General features: G+C 64.5%; 25 protein-coding genes. 13 read left to right on the plus strand and 12 right to left on the minus strand.

Annotated features, from left to right (window positions below; genetic code table 11):
- Positions 1–104: 104 nt before the first annotated feature.
- Positions 105–395, minus strand: a complete 291-nt coding sequence (locus CIT37_RS17245; protein ID WP_095426245.1) for a hypothetical protein — start codon at positions 393–395, stop codon at positions 105–107.
- Positions 396–705: 310 nt separating this feature from the next.
- On the opposite strand from CIT37_RS17245, the gene CIT37_RS17250 reads away from it, so the two are divergent.
- Complete coding sequence (locus CIT37_RS17250; RefSeq protein ID WP_028140960.1) at positions 706–1,167, plus strand: host attachment protein; 462 nt, start codon at positions 706–708, stop codon at positions 1,165–1,167.
- A 48-nt stretch (positions 1,168–1,215) separates the two neighbouring features.
- On the opposite strand, the gene CIT37_RS17255 is transcribed toward CIT37_RS17250, so the two are convergent.
- The gene (locus CIT37_RS17255; protein ID WP_095426246.1) at positions 1,216–1,479 is read right to left on the minus strand and encodes a hypothetical protein; all 264 of its coding nucleotides are present in this window, start codon (positions 1,477–1,479) and stop codon (positions 1,216–1,218) included.
- A gap of 302 nt (positions 1,480–1,781) precedes the next feature.
- Between CIT37_RS17255 and CIT37_RS17260 the strand changes: the two genes are divergently transcribed.
- The 3 genes from CIT37_RS17260 (at position 1,782) to CIT37_RS17270 (ending at position 4,041) form a co-directional block, all read left to right on the plus strand.
- Entirely contained in the window at positions 1,782–2,228 is a 447-nt protein-coding gene (locus tag CIT37_RS17260; RefSeq protein WP_028140958.1) for a hypothetical protein, read from the plus strand.
- A 97-nt stretch (positions 2,229–2,325) separates the two neighbouring features.
- Positions 2,326–3,198, plus strand: a complete 873-nt coding sequence (locus CIT37_RS17265; RefSeq protein WP_095426247.1) for a DMT family transporter — start codon at positions 2,326–2,328, stop codon at positions 3,196–3,198.
- 96 nt (positions 3,199–3,294) lie between these two features.
- A complete protein-coding gene (locus tag CIT37_RS17270; protein ID WP_028140956.1) occupies positions 3,295–4,041 on the plus strand; it encodes a hypothetical protein in 747 nt (248 codons plus the stop codon).
- 56 nt (positions 4,042–4,097) lie between these two features.
- On the opposite strand, the gene CIT37_RS17275 is transcribed toward CIT37_RS17270, so the two are convergent.
- Both CIT37_RS17275 and CIT37_RS17280 read right to left on the minus strand, forming a co-directional pair.
- A complete protein-coding gene (locus tag CIT37_RS17275; protein WP_095426249.1) occupies positions 4,098–4,427 on the minus strand; it encodes a histone in 330 nt (109 codons plus the stop codon).
- 66 nt (positions 4,428–4,493) lie between these two features.
- On the minus strand, positions 4,494–5,948 hold the full coding sequence (locus tag CIT37_RS17280) for a cryptochrome/photolyase family protein (RefSeq protein ID WP_095426250.1): 1,455 nt from the start codon (positions 5,946–5,948) through the stop codon (positions 4,494–4,496).
- 103 nt (positions 5,949–6,051) lie between these two features.
- On the opposite strand from CIT37_RS17280, the gene CIT37_RS17285 reads away from it, so the two are divergent.
- Positions 6,052–7,782 (plus strand): methyl-accepting chemotaxis protein, encoded by a 1,731-nt coding sequence (locus CIT37_RS17285; RefSeq protein WP_095426251.1) that lies wholly within the window; start codon positions 6,052–6,054, stop codon positions 7,780–7,782.
- A 132-nt stretch (positions 7,783–7,914) separates the two neighbouring features.
- On the opposite strand, the gene CIT37_RS17290 is transcribed toward CIT37_RS17285, so the two are convergent.
- Positions 7,915–8,574, minus strand: a complete 660-nt coding sequence (locus tag CIT37_RS17290; protein ID WP_028140953.1) for a peroxiredoxin — start codon at positions 8,572–8,574, stop codon at positions 7,915–7,917.
- Between the two features lie 393 nt (positions 8,575–8,967).
- Here CIT37_RS17290 and CIT37_RS17295 point away from each other — a divergent pair, with 393 nt between their 5' ends.
- Positions 8,968–9,540, plus strand: a complete 573-nt coding sequence (locus tag CIT37_RS17295) for a hypothetical protein (RefSeq protein WP_038973512.1) — start codon at positions 8,968–8,970, stop codon at positions 9,538–9,540.
- A 69-nt stretch (positions 9,541–9,609) separates the two neighbouring features.
- On the opposite strand, the gene CIT37_RS17300 is transcribed toward CIT37_RS17295, so the two are convergent.
- The 5 genes from CIT37_RS17300 to CIT37_RS17320 all read right to left on the minus strand — a co-directional run bounded on the left by CIT37_RS17300 (position 9,610) and on the right by CIT37_RS17320 (position 16,155).
- Positions 9,610–11,463 carry an alkaline phosphatase family protein gene (locus CIT37_RS17300; protein WP_095426252.1) on the minus strand — a complete coding sequence of 618 codons (1,854 nt, stop codon included), beginning with the start codon at positions 11,461–11,463 and terminating at the stop codon, positions 9,610–9,612.
- 959 nt (positions 11,464–12,422) lie between these two features.
- Positions 12,423–12,734, minus strand: coding sequence for a response regulator transcription factor (locus CIT37_RS17305; RefSeq protein ID WP_028140950.1), 312 nt, complete (start codon positions 12,732–12,734; stop codon positions 12,423–12,425).
- A gap of 51 nt (positions 12,735–12,785) precedes the next feature.
- Positions 12,786–14,009, minus strand: a complete 1,224-nt coding sequence (locus CIT37_RS17310; RefSeq protein ID WP_018320679.1) for an ABC transporter permease — start codon at positions 14,007–14,009, stop codon at positions 12,786–12,788.
- Positions 14,006–14,731 (minus strand): ABC transporter ATP-binding protein, encoded by a 726-nt coding sequence (locus tag CIT37_RS17315; protein WP_028140949.1) that lies wholly within the window; start codon positions 14,729–14,731, stop codon positions 14,006–14,008. The genes CIT37_RS17310 and CIT37_RS17315 overlap by 4 nt, the downstream gene beginning before the upstream one ends.
- A complete protein-coding gene (locus tag CIT37_RS17320; protein WP_095426253.1) occupies positions 14,728–16,155 on the minus strand; it encodes an efflux RND transporter periplasmic adaptor subunit in 1,428 nt (475 codons plus the stop codon). Before CIT37_RS17320 ends, CIT37_RS17315 begins: the two co-directional genes overlap by 4 nt.
- 630 nt (positions 16,156–16,785) lie before the next feature.
- On the opposite strand from CIT37_RS17320, the gene CIT37_RS17325 reads away from it, so the two are divergent.
- From CIT37_RS17325 to CIT37_RS17350, 6 genes are all read left to right on the plus strand, one after another.
- Positions 16,786–17,433, plus strand: coding sequence for a response regulator transcription factor (locus CIT37_RS17325; RefSeq protein WP_028140947.1), 648 nt, complete (start codon positions 16,786–16,788; stop codon positions 17,431–17,433).
- A gap of 178 nt (positions 17,434–17,611) precedes the next feature.
- The gene (locus tag CIT37_RS17330) at positions 17,612–18,013 is read left to right on the plus strand and encodes a hypothetical protein (protein WP_028140946.1); all 402 of its coding nucleotides are present in this window, start codon (positions 17,612–17,614) and stop codon (positions 18,011–18,013) included.
- A gap of 122 nt (positions 18,014–18,135) precedes the next feature.
- Positions 18,136–18,528 (plus strand): curlin, encoded by a 393-nt coding sequence (locus CIT37_RS17335; RefSeq protein ID WP_028140945.1) that lies wholly within the window; start codon positions 18,136–18,138, stop codon positions 18,526–18,528.
- A 26-nt stretch (positions 18,529–18,554) separates the two neighbouring features.
- Complete coding sequence (locus CIT37_RS17340; protein WP_049801994.1) at positions 18,555–18,965, plus strand: curlin; 411 nt, start codon at positions 18,555–18,557, stop codon at positions 18,963–18,965.
- 90 nt (positions 18,966–19,055) lie between these two features.
- Positions 19,056–19,469, plus strand: a complete 414-nt coding sequence (locus CIT37_RS17345; protein ID WP_334262655.1) for a curlin — start codon at positions 19,056–19,058, stop codon at positions 19,467–19,469.
- Positions 19,470–19,481: 12 nt separating this feature from the next.
- Complete coding sequence (locus tag CIT37_RS17350; RefSeq protein WP_028140942.1) at positions 19,482–19,775, plus strand: hypothetical protein; 294 nt, start codon at positions 19,482–19,484, stop codon at positions 19,773–19,775.
- 53 nt (positions 19,776–19,828) lie between these two features.
- On the opposite strand, the gene CIT37_RS17355 is transcribed toward CIT37_RS17350, so the two are convergent.
- Positions 19,829–20,110: a hypothetical protein gene (locus CIT37_RS17355; RefSeq protein WP_038950014.1), complete on the minus strand. Its 282-nt coding sequence runs from the start codon at positions 20,108–20,110 to the stop codon at positions 19,829–19,831.
- A gap of 287 nt (positions 20,111–20,397) precedes the next feature.
- Here CIT37_RS17355 and CIT37_RS17360 point away from each other — a divergent pair, with 287 nt between their 5' ends.
- Positions 20,398–20,844 carry a hypothetical protein gene (locus CIT37_RS17360; RefSeq protein WP_028140940.1) on the plus strand — a complete coding sequence of 149 codons (447 nt, stop codon included), beginning with the start codon at positions 20,398–20,400 and terminating at the stop codon, positions 20,842–20,844.
- A gap of 3 nt (positions 20,845–20,847) precedes the next feature.
- Here CIT37_RS17360 and CIT37_RS17365 read toward each other — a convergent pair whose 3' ends face one another.
- Positions 20,848–21,690, minus strand: coding sequence for a GNAT family N-acetyltransferase (locus CIT37_RS17365; RefSeq protein ID WP_095426291.1), 843 nt, complete (start codon positions 21,688–21,690; stop codon positions 20,848–20,850).
- Positions 21,691–21,757 lie beyond the last annotated feature (67 nt).

Raw genomic sequence — 21,757 nt, forward strand, 5'->3', positions numbered from 1 at the left:
ATTTCATCCTTGATCTAGATCAGTTTTGGAATCGATCCAGGCTGGTGATGACCGCGCAAGGATTGATCTCAAAAGCGAAGGGGCCCCGAGGGCCCCTTCAGATGTCACCAGCGGCGATAGCGTGGGCCATAATAGCGTGGACCGTAACCGTAATAGCGCGGCCCATAATACCGGGGGCCGTAATACGGCCGGGGCCCGTAATACCCATAGTAGTTCGGACGCCAGAAGCAGCGCCCCCAGGCGTCGCAGACCATGCGGACCTGCTCGACGCCGGAGGCCTGCGGCGTCGCAGGCGCGGGCGCGATGGGCATGGCAGACGCCGCCGGCGATGTCGCCAAAGCGCCAAACATGGCGCCGAACAGGGCTGCGGCGACGAGGCCGATCTTGAGATTCATGATGTCTTCCTCCGCTGACGCGATCCAGGATATCGAAGTTGTTCTGATCAAATTGTGGCGGAACCGAAATGTAATGCTGATGAACAAATCTTCAGCCGGTCCGCCGCAGGCCTGACCTCAACCCCGCCAGACTATCCCAGGTTCGCGCGAGTGACCAATGCTGCGCCTGCGCTGCGATGGCCACGCAGGACATCGATGCGGTTCTTGATCCTGCGCAATTCGCCGTCGGGGCTTCGTTCGTAGTCTTGTCGCGTGGGCAGTCCTTCGACCAATTCGGAGAGCCGGCTCACAGGTTGCTTGGAGCTGTGCAATGGACAAGATGAGATTAGACAAGGGCGGCTGGCTGGTCGTGTGCGATGGGCGCAAGGCGCTCATTCTGGAAAACCTCGGCGACGAGATGTTTCCGAACCTTCACACCAGGGAGGTGCACGAGCAGCCCAATCCCATGACCAGCGCGCAAGGGAGCGACGCGCCGGGTCGCCTGCATGCCGCTGCCGGCGGCCTGCGCAGCTCGGCCGAGCAGACCGATTGGCACGATGAGGCCGAGCGCGCCTTCCTGCGCAGCCTTGCCGGCCGGCTCGATGCCGCCGTCAGCTCCGGCGAGACCACGGCCCTGACCATGGTGGCCTCACCGCGCGCGCTCGGGATGATCCGCGCCGATTATTCGGACGTCATGCGCAAGGCGCTGCGGGGCGAGGTCGGCAAGGACCTCGTCAAGCTGCCGGTCTACGAGATCGAGAAGCAATTGCTGCTGTCGGGCGCCGCCAAATAGAGGCGCCCGCAGAGGCCGCGCCAGCGCCCCGGGGACGCGTAGCGCCCCTCAGTAGCAGGGGTGCCGGCGGCGGTCCTGGCCGACATAGGCGGCCGCGCTCCGGTAGCAATGGTTGGTCGAGGGGCCGTCGTAAAAGGCGAAGGTACCGGGGGTGATGCCGGGGCCGTAATTGTGCAGATAGCTGATCGGGTAGGGCAGCGGATTGGCGTAATGGCGGTGGTGCCGGTGATGTCCCCGCGCCTCCGCGAGGCCAGGGGCTAGGATTGCGGCCGACAGGGCAGCAACCGCGGCTACAAGCGTCAACTTGCTCATCTCGATTCTCCGGAACCCGCACGAAGTGGTCAGCCATCTATAGCCACTTCGCACCTCCAGGGCACCCGCCCGGCGCCCGGAAATCGGGGCTAATCCCTCAGATTCCCGGGTGGGTGTGACAGAATTGCCCGACATGCGGTCGAAGGCTGCCCATTTTTGGCCTTTTCGGGATGCTTAACGAATTCCCCACACAAGTATGACCAAAGACTATTCGGTTAAGAATCCTGTTGCCGGCCTAGGGGCTCATTTCGCGGGTCCTTCGAAGCCGGTTCATTCCTGAAGGCTTTCGCCGTCACGCCGCCATGCGCATCACGCTTCTGAGCCTGCTGTTGCTCTCCATCGCCGCCGCCACGCCGGCGCGGGCCGAACTGCATATCACCCGCGACCACGGCGGCTATGTCGAGGAATACAAGACCAAGTACAAGCGCGTCCGCGAGAAGGGCGAGCGCGTCATCATCGACGGCATCTGCAACTCGGCCTGCACGCTGGTGCTCGGTATGGTGCCGATGAACAAGATCTGCGTGACGCCGCGGGCAAGCCTCGGCTTCCACCAGGCCTATTACGACAAGGCCTTCACCTTCGGCATCAAGGTCACCAGCTCCGAGGGCACGTCCGACCTGATGTCCTACTACCCCGACAAGGTGAAGGACTGGATCCGCCGCAATGGCGGGCTCACCACCGACATGAAGAAGATCAAGAACGGCGTCGAGCTCTGGAAGATCATCGACCCCTGTCCGGAAGAATGGTGAGCGGCTGAACTGAGCCGCCATCGTCCGTCGCAGCGCAGCATCGTCCGCACGAAATTCGCATTGCCGCATAGCCCCCGGTGGGGCAATGAGGGCGGCAATGAACCATAATCAAGAAGCCCTGACCGCCCGCACCGCGCCGATCCTGTTCGTCCTGCTCTGGAGCACCGGATTCATCGGCACCAAATACGTCGTCAACAATGCCGATCCCTTGACCTATCTCGCCATCCGCATGGCGATCGTGGTCGGCCTGATGGCGATCATCGCGGCGATCGCGCGGCCGAAATGGCCTGACAGCACCGGCATCGCGCACAGCGCGGTCGCCGGCATTCTCGTCCACGGCTTCTATCTCGGCGGCACCGCGATCGCGATCGCGCATTCGATTCCGGCCGGGCTCTCCGCGCTGATTCCGGGCCTGCAGCCGATCCTGACCTCGACCATCGCCAACCGCTGGCTCGGCGAGAAGGTGACGCCGGTGCAATGGGCCGGGCTCGTGCTCGGCCTCGGCGGCGTGGTGATGATCCTGCACAACCGTCCCATGACCGGTGAAGCCGGTCTCGGCTGGCTTGCCTCGGTCGTCTCCCTGATCAGCATCACGCTCGGCACGCTCTATCAGCGCCGCTACTGCAACCAGATCGACTGGCGCTCAGGCAATCTCGTGCAATATGTGTCCGTCACCATCTTCTTCGCGATCGGGGCCTTCCTGTTCGAAGACCGCGTGGTGCACTGGACGCGGGAGTTCGTGATCGCGCTCGGCTGGCTCGCGGTCGCGCTCTCGATCGGATCGATCGGGCTATTGTACTGGCTGATCCGCCACGCTGCGGCGACCTCGGTCGCGAGCCTGTTCTATCTGGTGCCCGCCGTGACCGCGCTGATGGCTTATCTGCTGTTCGGAGAGAAGCTCGACGCGCTGGCGATTGCCGGCATGGGGATGTGTGCGGCCGCCGTGTTCGTCGTCAACAGGCGCTTCTAGGCGGATGGAGCGGGCGACGGGATACATCCCTGACGTGCGCGGCAGGTTCGTGTTAGGCTGAACGCATTTCAGTTTCACATTCATACGGTGATTTCCATGAAGAAGGCGAGGCGCGCGCTGCTCGGCAGATCGTTGAAGCCGGTCCGCATTGCCTGCATCAACTACGCGGAGGAGATGATGAGCGACCGGATGATGGCCAAGCTCACAGCCGCGCTCCAGAAATGCTACGACGAGCATTTCCTCCCCGTCTGGGGCTACCCGGTCGATCTCGACGTCACCCGCAAGCCGAAGCCGACGGACTGGCAGCTCGTCTATTTCGACGACGCCAGCCACAAGAACTTCCTCGGACGGCACGAGCTGACGCATCGGGGACAGCCGATCTCGAAGATATTCCTGAAGGCGCTGGGTGAGGACGATCCCGTCAGCCTGGCGGCGTCGCACGAGCTGTTCGAGATGGTGCTGGATCCCATGGCCAATCTGTGGGCCGACAGGACCCGCCACACCCAATATGCCTACGAGGTCTGCGACGCCGTGGAGGAGGACTCTTTCCTCGTCAACGGCTTCCCGATGTCGAACTTCGTCTATCCGTCCTGGTTCGAGCCCTTCGAGCATCCCCGCGGCACCAAATTCGACCATATGGGATCGCTCAAGGCGCCGTTCTCGATGACCGAGGGTGGCTACGTCATCAAGAAGGTCAACGGCAGGCGGATGATCAAGCAGTTCGGCTCACCGGAAAAGCGGCGGCGCTTCAAGGCCGAGGACCGCCGCGGTCATCGCAGCGAATTCCGTGATCCGAAGGGAGAGCATCACCCGGGCCGGCGCGCATCCAAGCCGCGAGGGTAGGGTATCCCTGGAGCTTTGTCTCCGGGCGCGCACACACCCGGAGACCTGCTCCCTGATCAGCGCTTGGCCTTCCGAGTCTTCTTTTTCGACTTGGTGGTTTTCTTGGCCGCTTTCTTGGCGGCCTTCTTTGCAGTTTTTTTGGTCGCTTTCTTGACCGCTTTCTTGGCCGCTTTCTTCGACGACTTCTTTGCAGCCTTCTTCGAACTCTTCTTCGAGGCTTTCTTGGCCTTCTTCTTGGAAGCCTTCTTCGGCGCTACTTTCTTCGCGACCTTCTTGGCGGCTTTCCTGACCTTCTTGACGGCGATGACCGCCGCGTCCTTGGTCGCTTCCACGGCTGTGGTGATCGTCTCCATCGCCTGTTCGGTGATCGGCTTATCGTCGTCCATATCGTCCCCCGCGGTTTGATTGGCGCGATGACGATAGCGGGTTTCGAAATTGTGTCAAAGCGGCGCTCAACTTCTGCGGATCTTTGCGTAGGCGGCGAGTGCACGCTCGCGCCCTTTGGCATGATCGACGATCGGCTGCGGATAGGTCTTGCCGAGCGTGATGCCCGCGCTCGCAAGCTCGATCGGCGTGGCCTGCCAGGGCCGATGAATCAGCTTGGTTGGCATGTCCTTCAACTCCGGTACCCAGCGCCGAACGTAGGTTCCATCCGGATCGAACTTCTCGCCCTGGAGCTGCGGGTTGAACACGCGGAAATAGGGCGCGGCGTCGGCGCCGCAGCCGGCGACCCATTGCCAGTTGGCGGGATTGCTGCCGGCATCCGCGTCGACCAGCGTGTCCCAGAACCAGGCTTCGCCCTCGCGCCAGTCGATCAAGAGGTGCTTGACCAGGAACGACGCCACCACCATCCGCACCCGGTTGTGCATCACGCCGGTGTGCCAGAGCTCGCGGAGGCCGGCGTCGACGATGGGGTATCCGGTGTGCCCGCGCTGCCAGGCCGCAAGCGCCTTCTTGTCGCCCTTCCAGGGGAAGCCGTCGAAGCTCGTTTGCAGGTTGTCGGTGGCGAGGTCGGGATGGTCGTGGAGCAGGTGACGGCAGAATTCGCGCCAGCCGAGCTCGCTCAGGAACTTTTCGATGCCGGGCCCGAGTACCGGATCTTCGTCCGCGGCAAACCGCGCGGCATGCCAGACTTGGCGCGGGCTGAGCTCGCCGAAGCGCAGATGCGGCGACAGGCTTGAGGTGCCCTCCCGATCCGGCCGGTCGCGGTCGCCGACATAGCGGCGCGCGGTGTGCTTGAGGAAGTCGCGCAGGCGTGTCCGCGCGGAGGCTTCGCCCGGGGTCCATGTCCCGCGCAGGCCGCCCGCCCAATCGGGCCTGGTCGGCTCGAGCTTCCAGCTTTCAAGTCGATCGCTGGCGATCTTTTGACCAGGGCGCAGCTGCTTCGGCGCGGGCAAGGGCTTTGGCGGATCGCCGAGCGACAGCACCCGCCGCCAGAACGGCGTGAATACGCGCAAGCCCCGGCCTTCCTTGTTGCGGATCGCCGAGGGCTGGACGAGGAGGTCGCCGGGGAAGCTTTGCGAGTCGATGCCGAGCTTTGCCAGTGCAGCTTCGAGCTGCCTCTCAACTGCCTGATGCGGCGCCTGCGCAATTCCATTCCAGTGGACGGCGCGGGCACCGCTTTCGCGGGCCAATTCGGCGACGACCTTGGCCGCCGGTCCCCTGCGCAGGACGAGCGATCCGCCGCGCGTGGCAATCTCGGCGCCAAGCGCCCGCAACGACTGCGCCAGCCACCAGCGCGCTGCGCTGCCCGGCGGGCGCCCGGCGGCCTCGTCGAGCACATAGAGGCAGACCACCGGCGCACCGGCTTTCACGGCAGCATGGAGGGCGGGATGGTCGGACAGACGAAGGTCATCGCGAAACCAGACGATGACAGGCGCGCTCGGCGTGGTCAGGGGCGTCCTCATTTACGATTTGGAAACCATGCCGCGCGCGGCGATGTGAACTGTCGTTAATGCGGCCGTAAGCCGACTGCACCATTATGCAGGAATTACGGGGGTTGTTCCATTCATGTCCAAGGTTTCGACCGGGAAGTTCTTGCCGCAGTTCAAGCTCGGCACGAAGGCGGTTCTGTGTGCCGTGCTGCTGATCGGCGTGAATACGGCGCTTGTGGTCGGCGCCGGCTATTGGTCGCTGACATCCGCCTTCAACGATCGCGCCTTGCGCGACATCGAGGTCAATCTGCGCACGCTGGCACTGGCCTTCACGGAGACCGTTCCCGCCGCCAAGATCACGATGAAGGATGGCACGGTGGCGCGCGCCGAGATCCCCAAGATGCCTGACTTCGGGGATCACGCCATCGTCGATCGCGCGGTGTCCTATGTCGGCGGCAATGCGACCCTGTTCGTGTTCGACGATGCGAGCGGGCAGTTCGTGCGCCGCTCCACCAATGTGAAAAAGGAAAACGGCGACCGCGCCGTCGGCACCCAGCTTGCCGCCGATCATCCGGGGCAGGCGCCGCTGCGCCGTGGCGAGGCCTATAAGGGGCCGGCCACGCTGTTCGGCAAATCGTTCATGACGGCCTATTTCCCGATCGCGGATGCGGCCGGCAAGGTCGTCGGCATCCTCTATGTCGGCATCCCCATGATCCAGTACGAGAGCATGCTGGCCCAGGCGATCGAGAGCATGGCGGCGGCCGCGGGCCTCGCCGCGCTTCTGGTGCTGGTCCTGACCCTGCTGGTCGTCCGCCGCATCACCCGGCCGCTCACCTCGGTCACGCACTCGCTCACCGCGCTTGCCAACGGCCAGAGCGACGTCGCGATCGAATGCGAGGATCGCGCCGACGAGATCGGCGAGATCGCCCGCACGGTCGCGGTGTTCAAGAGCAATTCGCTGGAACGGGCGCGCATGCGCAGCGAGCAGGCGGCAGCCACAGCCGCAGCCGTCGAGCAGCGCAAATCCGACCTGCGCAGCTTCGTCGAGGAGTTCCGCGGCAGCGTCGGCGGCATCCTCGACAAGGTGCTGGCCTCGTCAGGCGAGTTCGAGCGTGCGGCGCGGCAGCTGACCGACGTCGCGCGCTCCACCGCAGATCTGTCGGCGCAGTCGGCGGGCGCGTCCGAAAACGCCTCCGAGCACGTGCGTTCGGCGGCGTCGGCCTCGGACGAGCTGTCTCAATCGATCTCCGAGATCACCCGGCGCGTGCAGGAATCCAACCAGATTTCAGCCGAGGCGGTGCAGCAGGCCGAGGCGACCGATCAGCGCATCGCGCAGCTCTCCGAAGCGGGCGCGCGCATCGGCGACGTCGTCAAGCTGATCACCTCGATCGCCGAGCAGACCAACCTGTTGGCGCTGAACGCCACCATCGAGGCCGCGCGTGCGGGCGATGCCGGTCGCGGCTTCGCGGTGGTGGCCCAGGAGGTCAAGACGCTGGCCGGCCAGACCGCCAAGGCGACCGACGAAATCTCGAACCAGATCGCCAGCATGCAGCTTGCGACCGAGGAATCGGTCGTCGCCATCAAGGCGATCGGCCAGACCATCGAGCGCATCAGCGGCATCGCCGGCTCGATCTCGGCTGCGGTCGAGCAGCAGAAAAGCGCGACCCACAACATCGTCGCAAGCGTTCGCGCGGCGGTCTCGGGCACGGCCGACGTCGCCGTCAATGTCCGCCACGCCGCCAAGGGCGCCAGCGAGACCGGCGAGACCTCGAGCCGGATGTTTGCCTCAGCCCAGGCGCTGTCGGGCGAGAGCCTGCATCTGAAAGCCGAGGTCGACGGTTTTCTGGATCGTGTGCGGGCGGCGTAAAGCAGGGCTCGAAATTCACAGCGTCATTCCGGGGCGGCTCGCAGAGCCGAACCCGGAATCTCGAGATTCTCAGGTGCGCAAGTGCGCACCATAGTTCGGTGCTTCGCACCGCCCCGGAATGACAGTTCGTTGTTATTTGGGCTGCGGCACGATGCGGATGTAGGGCTTCGGCTCTTTCCAGCCCTGCGGGTAGATCGTCTTGGCCTCGTCGTTGGAGACCGAGCCTGCGATGATCACGTCCTCGCCCTGGTTCCAGTCGGCCGGCGTCGCGACGCGATGCTTGGCGGTGAGCTGCAGCGAGTCGATCACGCGCAGGATCTCCTGGAAGTTCCGACCCGTCGTCATCGGATAGACCAGCACCAGCTTGATCTTCTTGTCCGGCCCGATGATGAAGACGTTGCGGACCGTCTGGTTGTCGGCGGCGGTGCGGGTGAGGGGATCGCCCGAGATCGCGGCCGGCAACATGCCGTACAGCTTCGAGACGTTGTAATCGGTGTCGCCGATCATCGGATAGTTCGGGGCCGCGCCTTGCGTCTCCTTGATGTCTTCCGACCATTTGGCATGGCGGTCGACCGGATCGACCGAGAGGCCCATCAGCTTGACGCCGCGCTTGTCGAATTCCGGCTTCAGCTTGGCGAGCGCGCCGAGCTCGGTCGTGCAAACCGGCGTGAAGTCCTTGGGGTGCGAGAACAACAGCGCCCAGCTGTTGCCGATCCAGTCGTGGAACTTGATCTTCCCTTCGGTGGTCTCGGCTTCGAAGTCGGGTGCGGTGGTGCCGATCGGAAGTGTCATGGTTCTACCTCATCACATTGAATATACTGGAGAATTTGTCTCTGGCCGTCCCCCTCATTATAGGGGTCTTACAACGCCAAGTGAACGCCAACTGAACCGGTTAAAGTAAAATGTGAATTCCTTCCTTGAAGGGCCGATTTTCTAGCAACTTATTGTTACACCGGCACCTGCGGCGAAACAGCTCCACCCGGGGTCACACGGTCTCGCTCGCCCCGATAATGCCTTTTATGACTTCCATCACGCTCGCCCGGCGCGTCCTAGAACCAAAATGGTCCTGACAGCGACCAATTGGCAACCATCTAGAAAAGTCGCGATCCCCGTATCGAATCGTTAACCACCCCTTTACGCCGGCATGAAAATGCTGGCCGATCAGAAGAAATCTGGAAGTGAACTATGTCTGCCGCTGCGCCTAAATCTGCTGACTCGTCGTCCCTTGAACCGTCCTGCCGCGATACCGCGGCCCATGCACTCTCCATCGTGCGCGACGGCGTGATCACGGGCGAAGGCCCGACCACCAAGGGCCGGGTCCATTTCTCCCGCTCGCTCGATGCCGACGACACCGCCTGGTGCACGCGCATCCTCACCGCCACCGCCGTCAACGACCAGCCGGTCAGCCGCGCTGAGGCCGAGATCCTGTTCGAGATCAACGGGGCCGCGACCGAACGCACCGATGGCGGCCGCTTCGATGATTTGCTCGCCAAGGCGGTAGCCCACTATGCCGCAAGCGCCTCGGGCCTGAAAGTGCCGCCGCGCAGCGTCGCGCTGTCGGCCGACACCGAGATCGAGAGCTGGGCGCCGTCCTATGCCTCCAAGGTCAACAGCGAGATGCTGGAGTGGATCGCCGGCCAGATGCGCGGCAAGCGCCACAACAACCGCCGCCTGATGGCGATGGTGGCGACCTTCCTCGGCGCCACCGCGCTGCCCCTGGCTGGCCAATTGCCGAACGTGTTCGACATCGGCATGTAAAAGATCTGGGCATGTAACAACCGAGATATTCTCGCGCCCACGTGCGGGGCGCGAGCGAAAGCGGCGGGGTTATTTCCCCGCCGTTTTTTGTTTGCCGCCGTCCGGCTCGAGGCCGAGCGTGCGGCCCGGGAAGCCGGCGGCGTCGAAATAGCGCTGGCTGCCGACGCGCTGGAAGTTCAGCACGGTGGTCAGGCCGCCCTCCGCGGGCCTGGACTTCATTGTGCCGGCATAAGCCTTCGGCACGGTGCCGTTGGGCATGGCTTCCGACATCACGCGGCCGGCCAGGTCTCCTTTCTGTGTCGCGCTTAGGCCCATCAGCCGGGCGGCCGTCATGCCAACGTCGGCGTTGCTGACCGGCAGCTCGTCGACGAAGCCGGCTTTGAAGTCCGGGCCGATCGCCGCCATGAAGTTCATGGTGTCGCCGCGGCTGAAGCTGCCATGCATGCCCTGGCCCTGGCGCAGCACGGTGTCGGCGACCTGCACCGAGCAGTTGGTCGGCGCCTCGCCGCAATCGCTGGCATAGGAGCGAAAGTTGACGACGATCGACGGCGTCGGCGTCGCTGCCCTGCCGCGCAGATTGATGCTCGACAGCGGCAGGGTGCCGGGGAAGCGGCCGAGCGAGTCCTCGACGAACAGGCCGGAGACGTAGTCCTGCGCGAGCAGCGCCTTGATGGTCTTGGCAGCCAGCTTCTTGTCCTTGTTCGGGAGATAGACGAGGTCCGAGCCGCCATTGGTGGCGACGACGAGGTCGGGCTTTTCCGGATCCTTGCCGAGCACGCCGTTGCCGGCCTTGGGATGCTTGTTGCCCTCGATCTTCGCGTTCTTGTCGTTGGGGTCGAACAGCGGCAGGTCGAGCGCCTTGGCGAGGTCGAGCGCCAGGAAGCCCATCGGCAGGAAGTCTTTCGGCGTGTCGTCATAGCTGACCTTGGCCGAGGGGCTGGTCTTGCTTTCCTTGGAGATGGTCGAGAAGCCGTGGTCAGCCGAGACGATGATGTTGGTCGAGGCCGCAAGCCCGAGCTCGTCCAGCGCCTTGCGGAGCTGGGCGAGGTTGGTGTCGGCGTTCTTGATGCCGGCCATCGAGGTCGGACCGTTGATGCCGGGCAGGATCTGGTTGAGGCTGTCGCCGGTGTTGTGCTGGCTGCCATCGGGGTCGCGCGACCAGAACACCAGCACGAACGGCTTGTTGCGCGCCTTGAACATCGGCAGCACCACCTTGGCGGCGACGTCGGCGAAATAGGCCTGCTGCGCCACGTTGGCGGCGGTCGTGCCCGGCGTCTTGGCATCGCCCGCCTTGGAATTGTCGCCGCGCGGCGGCGTGGTGGTGGGCAGGCCGGCCTTGGTCAGGGCGTCCTTTACCTCGTCCGACAGCGCCACGCCGTTCTTGCCGCCGGTGGCGTCGTCGAACACGATCGAATGCAGGCCGGCTTTTTCAGGCTTGTCGGTGTGATCGAACTGATAGGTCGGACCGTGCTTGCCTAGCGCTGCGGTGCTGTACCCCTTGTCGCGGGCCAGCTTCAGGATGGTGTCCTCGTTGAGGTAGTTGCCCCTGAAATGCTCGTCGATGTCGCCGAGCACGGCGTCGTTCTCGATGAAGGGGACCACGGTGTCGCCGGCGGGGACGGAGGTGTAGTTGGTCCAGATCGTGTTGGAGAACACGCCGGTATCGCCGAGATAATGGCCGGTCGACATCGCCGAGCCATTGGCCATGGTGAAGGTCGGGAACAGCGAGTGCGAATTCTTGAAATTGACGCCCTTGTCGCGGATTTCGGCCATGGCAGGTGCCGTGTCGGGGTTGACCTTCAGCGCGCGCAGACCGTCCGGAATGAACAGGATCAGATTGCGGGGCGTGTTGTTCTGGGCGGACGCAAATCCGGTGGATAGCACTGTCAGTCCGGCGGACAGCAACACCAGTGAACGGCGCATCAAATCTCTCCCTGCGGTGAGGCGGCATGGCCGCAATCCGCGGCCCCCCAGCTTCGTTTAGTTTCGCTGCATGACGGCCTTGTTACAAGGCCCGTCGCCGATGCAAGAGGGTTGGGGAGGGGAGCGGCCCCCACGCGAGTGTGAAGTACAGCATCCGCCAAGCTCGTGTCCCGGCTGCGCTGCAGCGTTCCTACGCTGCCGCGCAGAGCCGGGACCCAGGAAGCCACAGCACGTGCTGCTACATGGGCCCCGGCTCTGCAGCGCACCGCTGAACCGGACGATGCTTCGCATCGCCGGGAGAGCGCTGCGCTGTCCGGGGCACGAGACCGTTGTTGAATGACTGACATGGGATCGCATCCTCGCAGCGCATTTCGCCCGAGCTTTGCTTCATCGCCTCACCCTCAATTGAAAGAGGGCGCAGGGAAGGCCGGGAGCCGGTTGGCTCCCATTGACCGCCATGCCAAGAGCAGATTGCGTATGCTTCATGCACAGCGGGTAACAGGGCAACCGGAGCATCCCGGCCTTCCCTGCGCAGTGGCTTTACGGCTTATGTCGTGCTCTCCCCGGGGAGCGTTGCACTATTGCCCCCGTCGCCTTGCGGATGGCTGGCGGATGCGTCCGGTTGGACGACATCCATCACCACAAGACTTGGCGCACAGACCCCGGGCGCCAGGACCACACGATTTTGCCGTACGCCGATCACACCGGTCGTGTGCGCGATACTTTCGCTCACGGCTCTCCGCCCTGCGAAAGCACTTCGCGCCGATGCAACTAGCGTCCACCGCCGCCCGGCCCGCGTTCGTGACGATCGCGATACGCCCCTCTTCCTCGGGCCGGGTTGAGCGATGCATACGCCGTTTCCGAAATTCGGTAAAGTGGAATATTTTCGCCGCCGCGGGTTGACCGATACCTTGGGTGTTTTGCCCGTCGGGCAACGCAAGGGATTGTGGCCGGGACATTCAATCCGTCGCGGTCTGCACCCGTGGTGCAGGGGCTTGCGAGGGCTTCGTCGCCGTCGGAGGATGGCCGACCCTGGCGAGATCGCGGCGTAGCGAGGATGGCGCTGCGTGCAGGGTAAACACGATCGCGATCTGCGTTCGGTTCGAAAGCCGGTATTTGCGCATGATGTTGCCGATATGCGCCCGCACCGTATTCTCCGAGATCTTGAGCTCGTAGGCGATATTCTTGTTCTGCATTCCCCGTGCGATCAACATCATCAGCTCGCGCTCGCGCGGCGTCGGTGTAATCGAGTCCTGCGGATCTCGGCTCATGGCTGGTTGCTCCCTGGACTGCGGGTTGATGTGGCCACTCCCAGCATGCTGTCACTCCGTCTTGAGCGCCTCGATCGGGCTGAGCTTGGATGCCTTGTGCGCGGGATAGAAACCGAAGATGAGGCCGGTCGCGATCGAGAAGGCGAGGGCAAGGCCGATCGCCTGCCCGTCGATCGAGGTGACCCATCCTGCCATGCGGGCGACCGTCATCGAGAGCGTGACGCCGCCGGCGACGCCGATGGCTCCGCCGAGCAGGCAGAGCACGAGCGCCTCGCAGAGGAACTGCAGACGGATGTCCCGCATCCGCCCGCCCAGCGCGCGGCGGATGCCGATCTCCCGCGTGCGCTCGGTGACCGACACGATCATGACATTCATGATGCTGATGCCGCCCACGAGCAGCGAGACCGAGGCGATGGCGACGAGCAGGAGCGCGACGGTGCGGATCGCTCCCTGCTGCGCTTCCATGGCGGCGGCCGGATCCTGGACCTTGAAATCGTCCTCCTGGCCGGCGGGGACGCGGTGGCGCTGCCGCAGCAGGTTCTCGATCTCCGATCGTGCCCCCGCCATCTGCCCGTCCCCGGCGACCTTGGCGATGATGTAGGCAACCGAATCCCGGTTGATGTTGCTGGCGCTGCCGAGGAAGCGCAGCTTGGCGGTGGCGAGCGGCACGAAGGCGACGTCGTCCTGTGCGGGTCCCTTGCGATCGAGAACGCCGACCACCTCGAGCGGGACCTTCATGATCCGGATCTGCGCACCGATGGGATCGTCGCCCGGCGCGAACAGCTCGCGTGCAACGGTGCTGCCGAGGATCACGACCTTGCCGGCTCCGGCCTCCTCGGTGCCGGAAAAATAGCGGCCGGTCGCGAGCTGCCAGTCGCGTACCATGAAGTGCCCCGTCGTCGTGCCGTTGATCGTCGTATTCCAGTTCTTGCCCTCGTGGATGACCTGCGCCGTTCCGGCGATCGAGCCGGCCGCGGCCTGGACTTCCGGAATCTGCTCGAGGATGGCCTGCACGTCACTCTCCGTCATCGTCAGCTTGCTGCCGTCCTTGAGACGCACGCCGCCCTGGTAGACTGCGCCGGGGGTGATCATCAGCACGTTGGCGCCGATCGAGCGGATCTGTTCCTGCAGGCGCAGCTGCGCGCCGGAACCGATCGCAAACACCGTCACGATGGAGGCGACGCCGATCACGATGCCGAGCATGGTGAGGAAGCTGCGCAGCGGATTGAGCCTGAGGGCGTGCAGGGCGATCTGGAATCCCTGGAGCATCGTCATGGCGCCGCGCTCCGTTTCGGCAGGGCCGGCGCCGGCGTCTCGTCAGCGACGAGCTCGCCGTCATGCAGGTGGATCGTGCGGCGGCACTGCGCCGCGATGCCGGGATCGTGCGTGATCATCACGATGGTCTGGCCGGTCCGGTTGAGCGCGGCGAACAGCGCCAGTATCTCGGCGCCGGTACGGCTGTCGAGCGCGCCGGTCGGCTCGTCGGCGAGCACGATCAGCGGGGAGGCGATCAGGGCGCGTGCAATCGCGACGCGCTGCTGCTCGCCGCCGGAGAGCTGCCGCGGAAAATGATGGGCGCGGTGCAGCATGCCGACGGCCTGAAGGCTCGCTTCCGCGCGCGCCAAACGTTCCCTGCGGCCGACACCGCAATAGACCAGCGGCAGCGCGACGTTCTCGATCGCATCGTGGCGCGCGAGCAGATTGTAGGACTGGAACACGAAGCCGATGCTACGGGCGCGCAAGGACGACCGGCGATCTTCCGAGAGATCGGCGACATCGGCCCCTTCGAGATAGACCGCGCCCTCGCTCGGCAGGTCGAGCAGCCCGATCATGTTCATCAGCGTCGACTTGCCGGAGCCGGACGGACCCATCACGGCGACGATCTCGCCTTGCGCGATGTCGAAGCTGACATTGCGGACCGCGGTGACCGCGACTCCGTCGGTGCGATAGGTCCTGCCGACCGACTGGAGGCTGATGAGCGGCGGGGAGGCGGTCATGATCCGAACCTGATTCCGAGAAATTCCATGCCCGCCGGACGGATGGCCTGGCCGACGGCAACCTGGCTGCCCTCGTCGAGATCTCCGCTCTTGAGGGCGACCTGTTCGGTGCCGGCAGCGCCCACTGTTACGGCGATGCGCTGGAGCGAGCCGCTTGCGGTGCGCACCCACACCCCGCTGCGGGCGGCAGGATCCTGCCGCGTGCCGGAGGGCTGGAAGCGCAACGCGGCGAGCGGCACCTTCAGAACGTCGTCCTGCCGCTCGATCACGATCTTCACCAGGGCGGTCATTCCAGGGAGCAGCGCGCCGTCGAGATTGGAGGTCGCAAGGACCACGGTGTAGGTGACGACGTGCTGCTGGGTCTGCGGCGCCTTGCGCACCTGCCGCACCACCGCCTCGAAGCGGCGGTCGGGGTAGGCATCCACCGTGAAATGGGCGCGCTGGCCGGGGGCGATGCGGCCGATATCGGCTTCGTCGACCTGCGCGTGAATCTCCATGTCCTCCAGGCGGTGGGCCACCACGAAGGTGGTGCGCGATTCCAGTCCGACCGCGAGCGTCTGGCCCTCGTTGACGAACCTGCCGACGACGACGCCGTTGATCGGCGAGCGGATCACGGTGCGGTCGAGATCGGCCTGGGCTGCGGCGAGAACGGCTGCCTTCTCCGGCACGGCCATGCGTGCCTGTTGCAGCTCCGCCTCGATGCGGCGGACGTCGGCCTGTGCCCCCTCCACCGAATAGGAGTTGAGGGACATCAGGATCTCGGCCTCGCGCTCCTGGGCGAGGCGTGCGGTGAACTCGGTCTGTGCGTCGTCGACTGTCGTCGTCGCCACCACGTTCTGCGATTGCAGCGCCAGCTTCCGTTGCAAGGTCTTCTGCGCCGAGGTCTTGACCGCCTGAGCGCTTTCGAGCTTGGCGGCGAGCACGTCGCGGCTGCCTCTGGCGTTTTGCAGGTCGATCCGGGCGCGATCCAGCTTGGCCCTGGCGATGTCGACGAGCGAATTGGAGACGGCAAGCGCAGCTTTGGCTTCGTCGACCTTGGCCGCGAAGCTGCGCGGATCGATCAAGGCGAGCGGTTGATCCTTGGTGACGGTGTCGTTGAAATCGACATAGACCCGGGCGAGCTGCCCGGACAGCTGGGAACCGACCTCGATTGTCTTGACCGGCTGCAGGGCACCGGTGACCGTGACGGTCTGCTCGATGCTGCCGCGCTGGATCGAGGCGTAGCGGAACACGGGCGAATCGGACCCGAATGTCGGAGCTTCGCGTCCGACGGGGACGAGCAGGCGCCTGGTCGATTCCAAGGCGTGCGCCGCCTTGTCCGTAGCCCTCCCGGCCGCGCCGGTGATGACGGCCGGCCCCACGGTGGTGACCGCGGCGAGGCTGCATGCAGTTCCAAGCAAGGCAATAACTGGCACAAATCGCATATCAAAACCCGCCTGGTTGAAATGGCTTCGTTGCGGCAGGAAAAAATGGCAAGCTCGCTATGGTTGTAAATCATCTAAGGTAGTATCGATCGTCAGTATGTCGTTCTCGTCGGGGCGACGGTCGGGTGCGCCAGATGATCCAGTAGTAAAGGCGCGGGGTGCGACTTTTCGTGATTTGCTGGAGATGCATACGAAGCGTATCGATATGACGCGCGCGGTATCGAACTCGATTAGCTGACTGAACGTCCCGTCTGCTCCGGCCGAAAGCGGCCGGCGCCCGGCGTTCGACTCGGCACATGAGTGGCGATGCCATGATGCAGTTGGCAATACCGCGATCACGCGACCGGACTCCACGCTACCGGACTCCACGGCACCGGCTTGCCGCATTCTCGATATCGCACTCCGCCGCGATGCCGACGGAGCCGCGCTCAATTCCCTCCGATCACGAAGCCCGATATGTGAACGCCTTCACTCGCCACGAGCGGGTGTTGGCTCTAAGACGTCGAACCGGTGGACCGATGCGCTTCGCCCGGACCCCGCGAATTCACCCAAGCACCTTGTCTGCGCTTGCAAGAAGAATGGATGGCTCGATGCCTGCTCATCGAGCCCCAAGCCGGGGAGTCCGTTGCAATGGTTTCAGGTCAAGCCATAGTTTATGTCGTTGACGACGAGATTCAGATTCGAACTGCGATCGGAAATCTCTGCGAGGAGACCGGACACCGGGTGAAGTTGTTCGCCTCGACGGAAGAGTTCCTCACCGAGAATCTTTCCAGCAGTCCGTCGTGCCTCGTGCTCGACGTCCGCTTTCCCGGGACGTCGCCGACCGGCCTCGAGCTTCAGCGCCGGCTCGCCGAGACGGGCGTGCCGATCCCGATCGTCTTCATCAGCGGCCATTCCGACGTCCGCGTCTCGGTCGAGGCCATGAAGCGCGGCGCGGTCGAGTTTCTGCCAAAACCGTTTCGCGAGCAGGAGATCCTCGATGCGATCAGGCACGGCATCGAGCGCGACCGCAGGCGGCTGGAACGCGAGGATATCGTGCGTGAAGCCCGCCAGCGCGTCGAGACGCTGACGGCGAGAGAGCGCGAGATCATGCTGCTGATGGCCGAAGGGCTGGTGGCCAAGCAGATCGCGGCGAGGCTCGGCGTGAGCGAAGTGACGGCGAAGGTCCATCGCGCCAGGATGATGCGAAAGCTGGAGCTGCGTACGCCGATCGAAGTGGTGCGGCTGATCGACAGCATGGGGCGCGAAGCCGAGACGATTCGCGCCGGCGCGGGATAGCAGCTGTTTCTGCGCTTCGATGTGCCGACATCTCGCGCAACGTCTAGTCCGTACCGATTAGCATGAACTGCAGTCTGTCGCGCAGGCCACGATCGGTTCACAGTATCCCTACGATGTCGGCCTCTTCCAAGACGGCATCCAAATTCAGTCAGACAACTTGGCCAGAAAGGGATACTCCATGCGTAAATTGTTTTTTGCTTCCGTTGCATTGTTCGCCCTGTCCTCCGCGGCGCAGGCCGCCAACACCTCGACCACGGTGCAAGTCGGCGTCGTGAACGGCTCGTCCGTCACGCAGAACGGCCTCACCAATGACAGCTCGTCGACCAGCCAGCTCGGCATCGTGAACACTGCGTCCACGATGCAGGGGACCGGCGCTGCCTCGCTCAACAACGGCAGCACGGTGAACCAGGTCGGCGTGCAGAACTCGGCGACCACCGGCCAGGTGGCGTTCGGCAACAACACCAGCGCGATCACCCAGAACTCGTTCGGTCCTCCCGCGCTGCAGAACAACGCCGCCGCCGTCGGCCAGCTCAGCGTGTTCGGCGTCAACGGCAGCACCGTCTCGCAGACGGCGCACTGACACACAGCCCCGTTTGGCCGGACGCATCCAGTTGCGGTTGCGTCCGCGCCATTCTCGAATGCACCGCAATCCGGCCGGCCGATCAATTGCGATGGCCCGCCCATTGTCGCGGAGGAAATGACATGCGGATCACCTATTTCATTGCAACTTTCGTGGCGCTCGGTGCGCTGACGGCCGCCGACGCAAACGCCGGCAACACCGCCAGCGTGCTGCAATTCGGCACGACCAACACTTCGTTCATTTCGCAGAGCGGCGGCACCAGCAACAACGCGACCACGATGCAGTTCGGCGCCACCAATACGGCGACCACCTTGCAGATGGGCTCGCTCCTGACCGTCAACAATTCGGTGATCGGGCAGGGCGGCACGACCGCGACGGCGTCGAACACCGCGCTGGCCGGCCAGGTCGGCGGCTCCAATTCGAGCCTGATCGGCCAGATCGGAGCGAACAATGCCGCCGGAGTTGGTCAGCTCGGAATCCTGAACGGCTCGACGATCATCCAGCAGGCTCCGTGAGCCGACCCGAACTGACGAGGCATGTCATGAAACATCATTTGGGACGCGCGGGCGCCGTCTTGCTCGCTCTGTGCTCGGCGGGCACCGGATCAGCCGGTGCCCAGACCGCCGACATCAAGACCATTGTCTCTGTCGGCGGGCCGCCCGTGGTGCTGAACCAGAACAGTCAGCTCAACATGGCGGGCGTGTTCATGATCGGCGGCAGCACCAGCGCGACAGTGACGCAGAACGGCACCAACAACGCCACGGGCGTCCTGCAATTCGGCGGAACGAATTCCGCATCGATCGGGCAGGCCGGAACGAACAATCTCGCCTTCGTCGGTCAGACCGGCCAGTCGGCGACGAGCCTGATATCGCAGCTCGGCACGATGAATGCGGGCACGGTGGCGCAATTCGGCACGATCAACGCCTCGACGATCGTGCAGACCGGCCCGTAAGGCGCGAGCCAACGCGCCGGTGCCAGGAACGAACGGGGAAGCGCGATGCGATGCGGACAGATCTTGAGGCACGTGTTGGCCGTGGCGGCGATGCTCGCCGCCATCGGCACGGCAACCCAGGCGAGCGCCGGGTCGATCCAGCGCAGCGTGACCAACCGGAACGTGAGCATCGAAACGGTCGTGCAGTTCGGCGACAACGTTCAGCCCGTGACGATCGAAGAGAACAGCCGCATCAATATCGCGCGGGTGATCCAGATCGGCGGCACCGGGACGGTGGACGCGACCATCATCCAGAGCGGCACGCGCAACTATGCCAATGTGATCCAGGTGGGCGGCACCACCAATGCGATCATCGGTCAATCCGGTGCGAGCAACACCGCCGAGATCACCCAGATCGGCAATTCCACCAACGCGCTCCTGCTCCAGATCGGAGACATGAATACGGGAGCGGTAAGGCAGTTCGGGCGTTTCAACTGGCTGGCGATCTTTCAGTTCAGCCGATGATGGAGGTGTGACATGAGATTGCTCCTGCTCGCATCCGGAATAGGACTCATGAGCGTGGTCGCAACGGCGCCGGCCGGCGCTGCCGACGGTCACACCACTGTGGTCCAGGACGAGAACGGCACCTCGGTGATCACGCAGAGCGGCGATCCCGCGCAGGCCGAGGTCAAAATCGAGAAGGAGCCCGGGCGCACGACGGTCTACCGGCGCAGCGGCGGCAACACCGCGATCGTGACGCAGGGCACCGGCAACGCGCAGGAAAACATACAGGACATGCTGGATTGGCTGCGCAAGCAGCAGGGCCGTTGACGCACGAAGGCCCACCGTCCGCGAAGGACGGTGGGCCTCGCCGCGAGCGGGCCTTACCAGCGATATCCGCCGGTCAGCGTGCCGTTGTTGTTGCCGTCAGGGCCGACGTCACCCTGTGTCGAACTCGGGGTCGGATGGTTGGTGCCGTTGAGCGCGCCATAGGGCCCCCCGACATCAGGATAATACGCGCGCGGCTGGACCGGCTCGTAGGCGGGCGCGGTGCGGTCCCAGCCCACGCGCGGTCCGTTCCAATCATAGCCCTGCGCCGAGGCAGCCGCAGTGCCGGCGACGAGTGATGCCGTGATCAGGCACAGGAGTTTTGACTTGTTCTGCATTGGAGATGCTCCTTGCTGGTGTCGGGGGCCAACGGTTGCACTGCGGGAGCGTTCCGGGATGCGTCCAGCGGGAGCGATCAACTCCGATCAACTGGTTATGAAGCGCGGGCCGCGGAACGAAGTGCTTGAAATGAGCCGGGGATCCCGGGCGTCTTGCCGCACCTGTTCCCAGGTTACGCCGGTGTCTTAACCAATAATTAATTATACGTTTGCGGGTGGGCGACGGCCCGGCCTAGCGTAGCGGCGGGGAGCCGCTATCGCTTAAGCCAAACGAGTTGGTGCGTATCATGATGTCCAGATCCCATGCGGCGCTATTCGCCTCGCTCAGCGCAGCCGCGCTGCTCCTTAGCCCCATTGACAGTTTTGCCAGACCCGGCGGCGCCGCGCCGCATGGGGTGACCGCGGCGCCTTCCGGCGCGATGGCGCGTGCGCCGATGGGGCCGGGAGCCCGGTTCCACCGGCGGAATAACCCCTTCGTGTACTGGCCGGGCGGCGGCGGGTTCTTCTACGACGGCGCCGGCTACAGCCAGCCCTTCGTGGATGCCGGGCAACCGGTCTCCACCGACGTGCGCTACACCTACACCTATGATGTTCCGTGGGACTGGTCGCATCGCTTCCCGCCGAACGTGGTGCCGTCCGACCGGCCTTATGTGCCGAGCTGCCCGACGGAGCAGGTGACGGTGCCCGGCCGCGGCGGCAGCGAGCATACCGTCAACATCACGCGCTGCTACTGAGTTCTAGCCTAGCTCGAAGCTGGTCACGCCGAAGACGCGGTCGACGCGCAGCGGCGGGATCGCTCCCGTGTACATCCGCGCCGTCTCGAACACCGGCTCGAGGCCAAGCGCTTCCGCGAGCGCGATCGCCTCGCGATTGACGGCGGGGACGTCGAGGAAGATCTCGCCGACATCGACGCTCGCAAGCAAAGCCTGCACGATCGCTTCCGCCGCCGCGCGGTCGTCGGCGACGAGCGGGCCGATCTTGCAGCCGGTCCGGCAGGGACGGATCACGCCCCATGCTTTGAGCTTGCCGTCGCGCACGAGGGCGCGGCCGACATGGCCTGATGTATCGATCCAGGTGCGCAGGAAGGCGCTGCGCCGGGCGGGGAAGACGGTGGCGTCGTCGGCTTCCACGAGCGCAAACGGAATCGTGTTCAGCGCAACGACGTCAGTGGGCGGCCTCGAGCACGCGGCGACGCCGCCGCCATAGCGGATGTTGGCATAGGCCAGCTGGAAGCCGGATTTCCTGTAATTGTCCTGTTGCGCCACGACGCCGTCGAGCCCGATGACGCGTGCGCCCGCATGGGCGATCGCCGCGTTCCAGATGCGCAGGCCATGGCCCGCGCCGCGAAAACTATCGCGCACGATGTAGAAGCCGAGGAAGGCGAAGCGATCATCGTAATTGACGCAGGAGACGGTCGCGACCGGCTCGCCATCGATCTCGCCGACGAAGAAACCTTGCGCGTCGGGAACCGCGAAGCAGGCGGCATCGCCGTGGCCCGGATTCCAGCCCTCGGCCGCGGCCCAGTCGATGGCGAGGGAGATCTCCTCGGGGCGCAGATTGCGGATCAGCAAATCACTCATCTCGGGTTGCTCATGACGGATGCCTTCGACCATGGACCTGCCGACAGGTCTGGCTGTAGAAGGCCTC

The sequence above is a fragment of the Bradyrhizobium ottawaense genome, from assembly GCF_002278135.3.
GTDB lineage: Bacteria > Pseudomonadota > Alphaproteobacteria > Rhizobiales > Xanthobacteraceae > Bradyrhizobium > Bradyrhizobium ottawaense.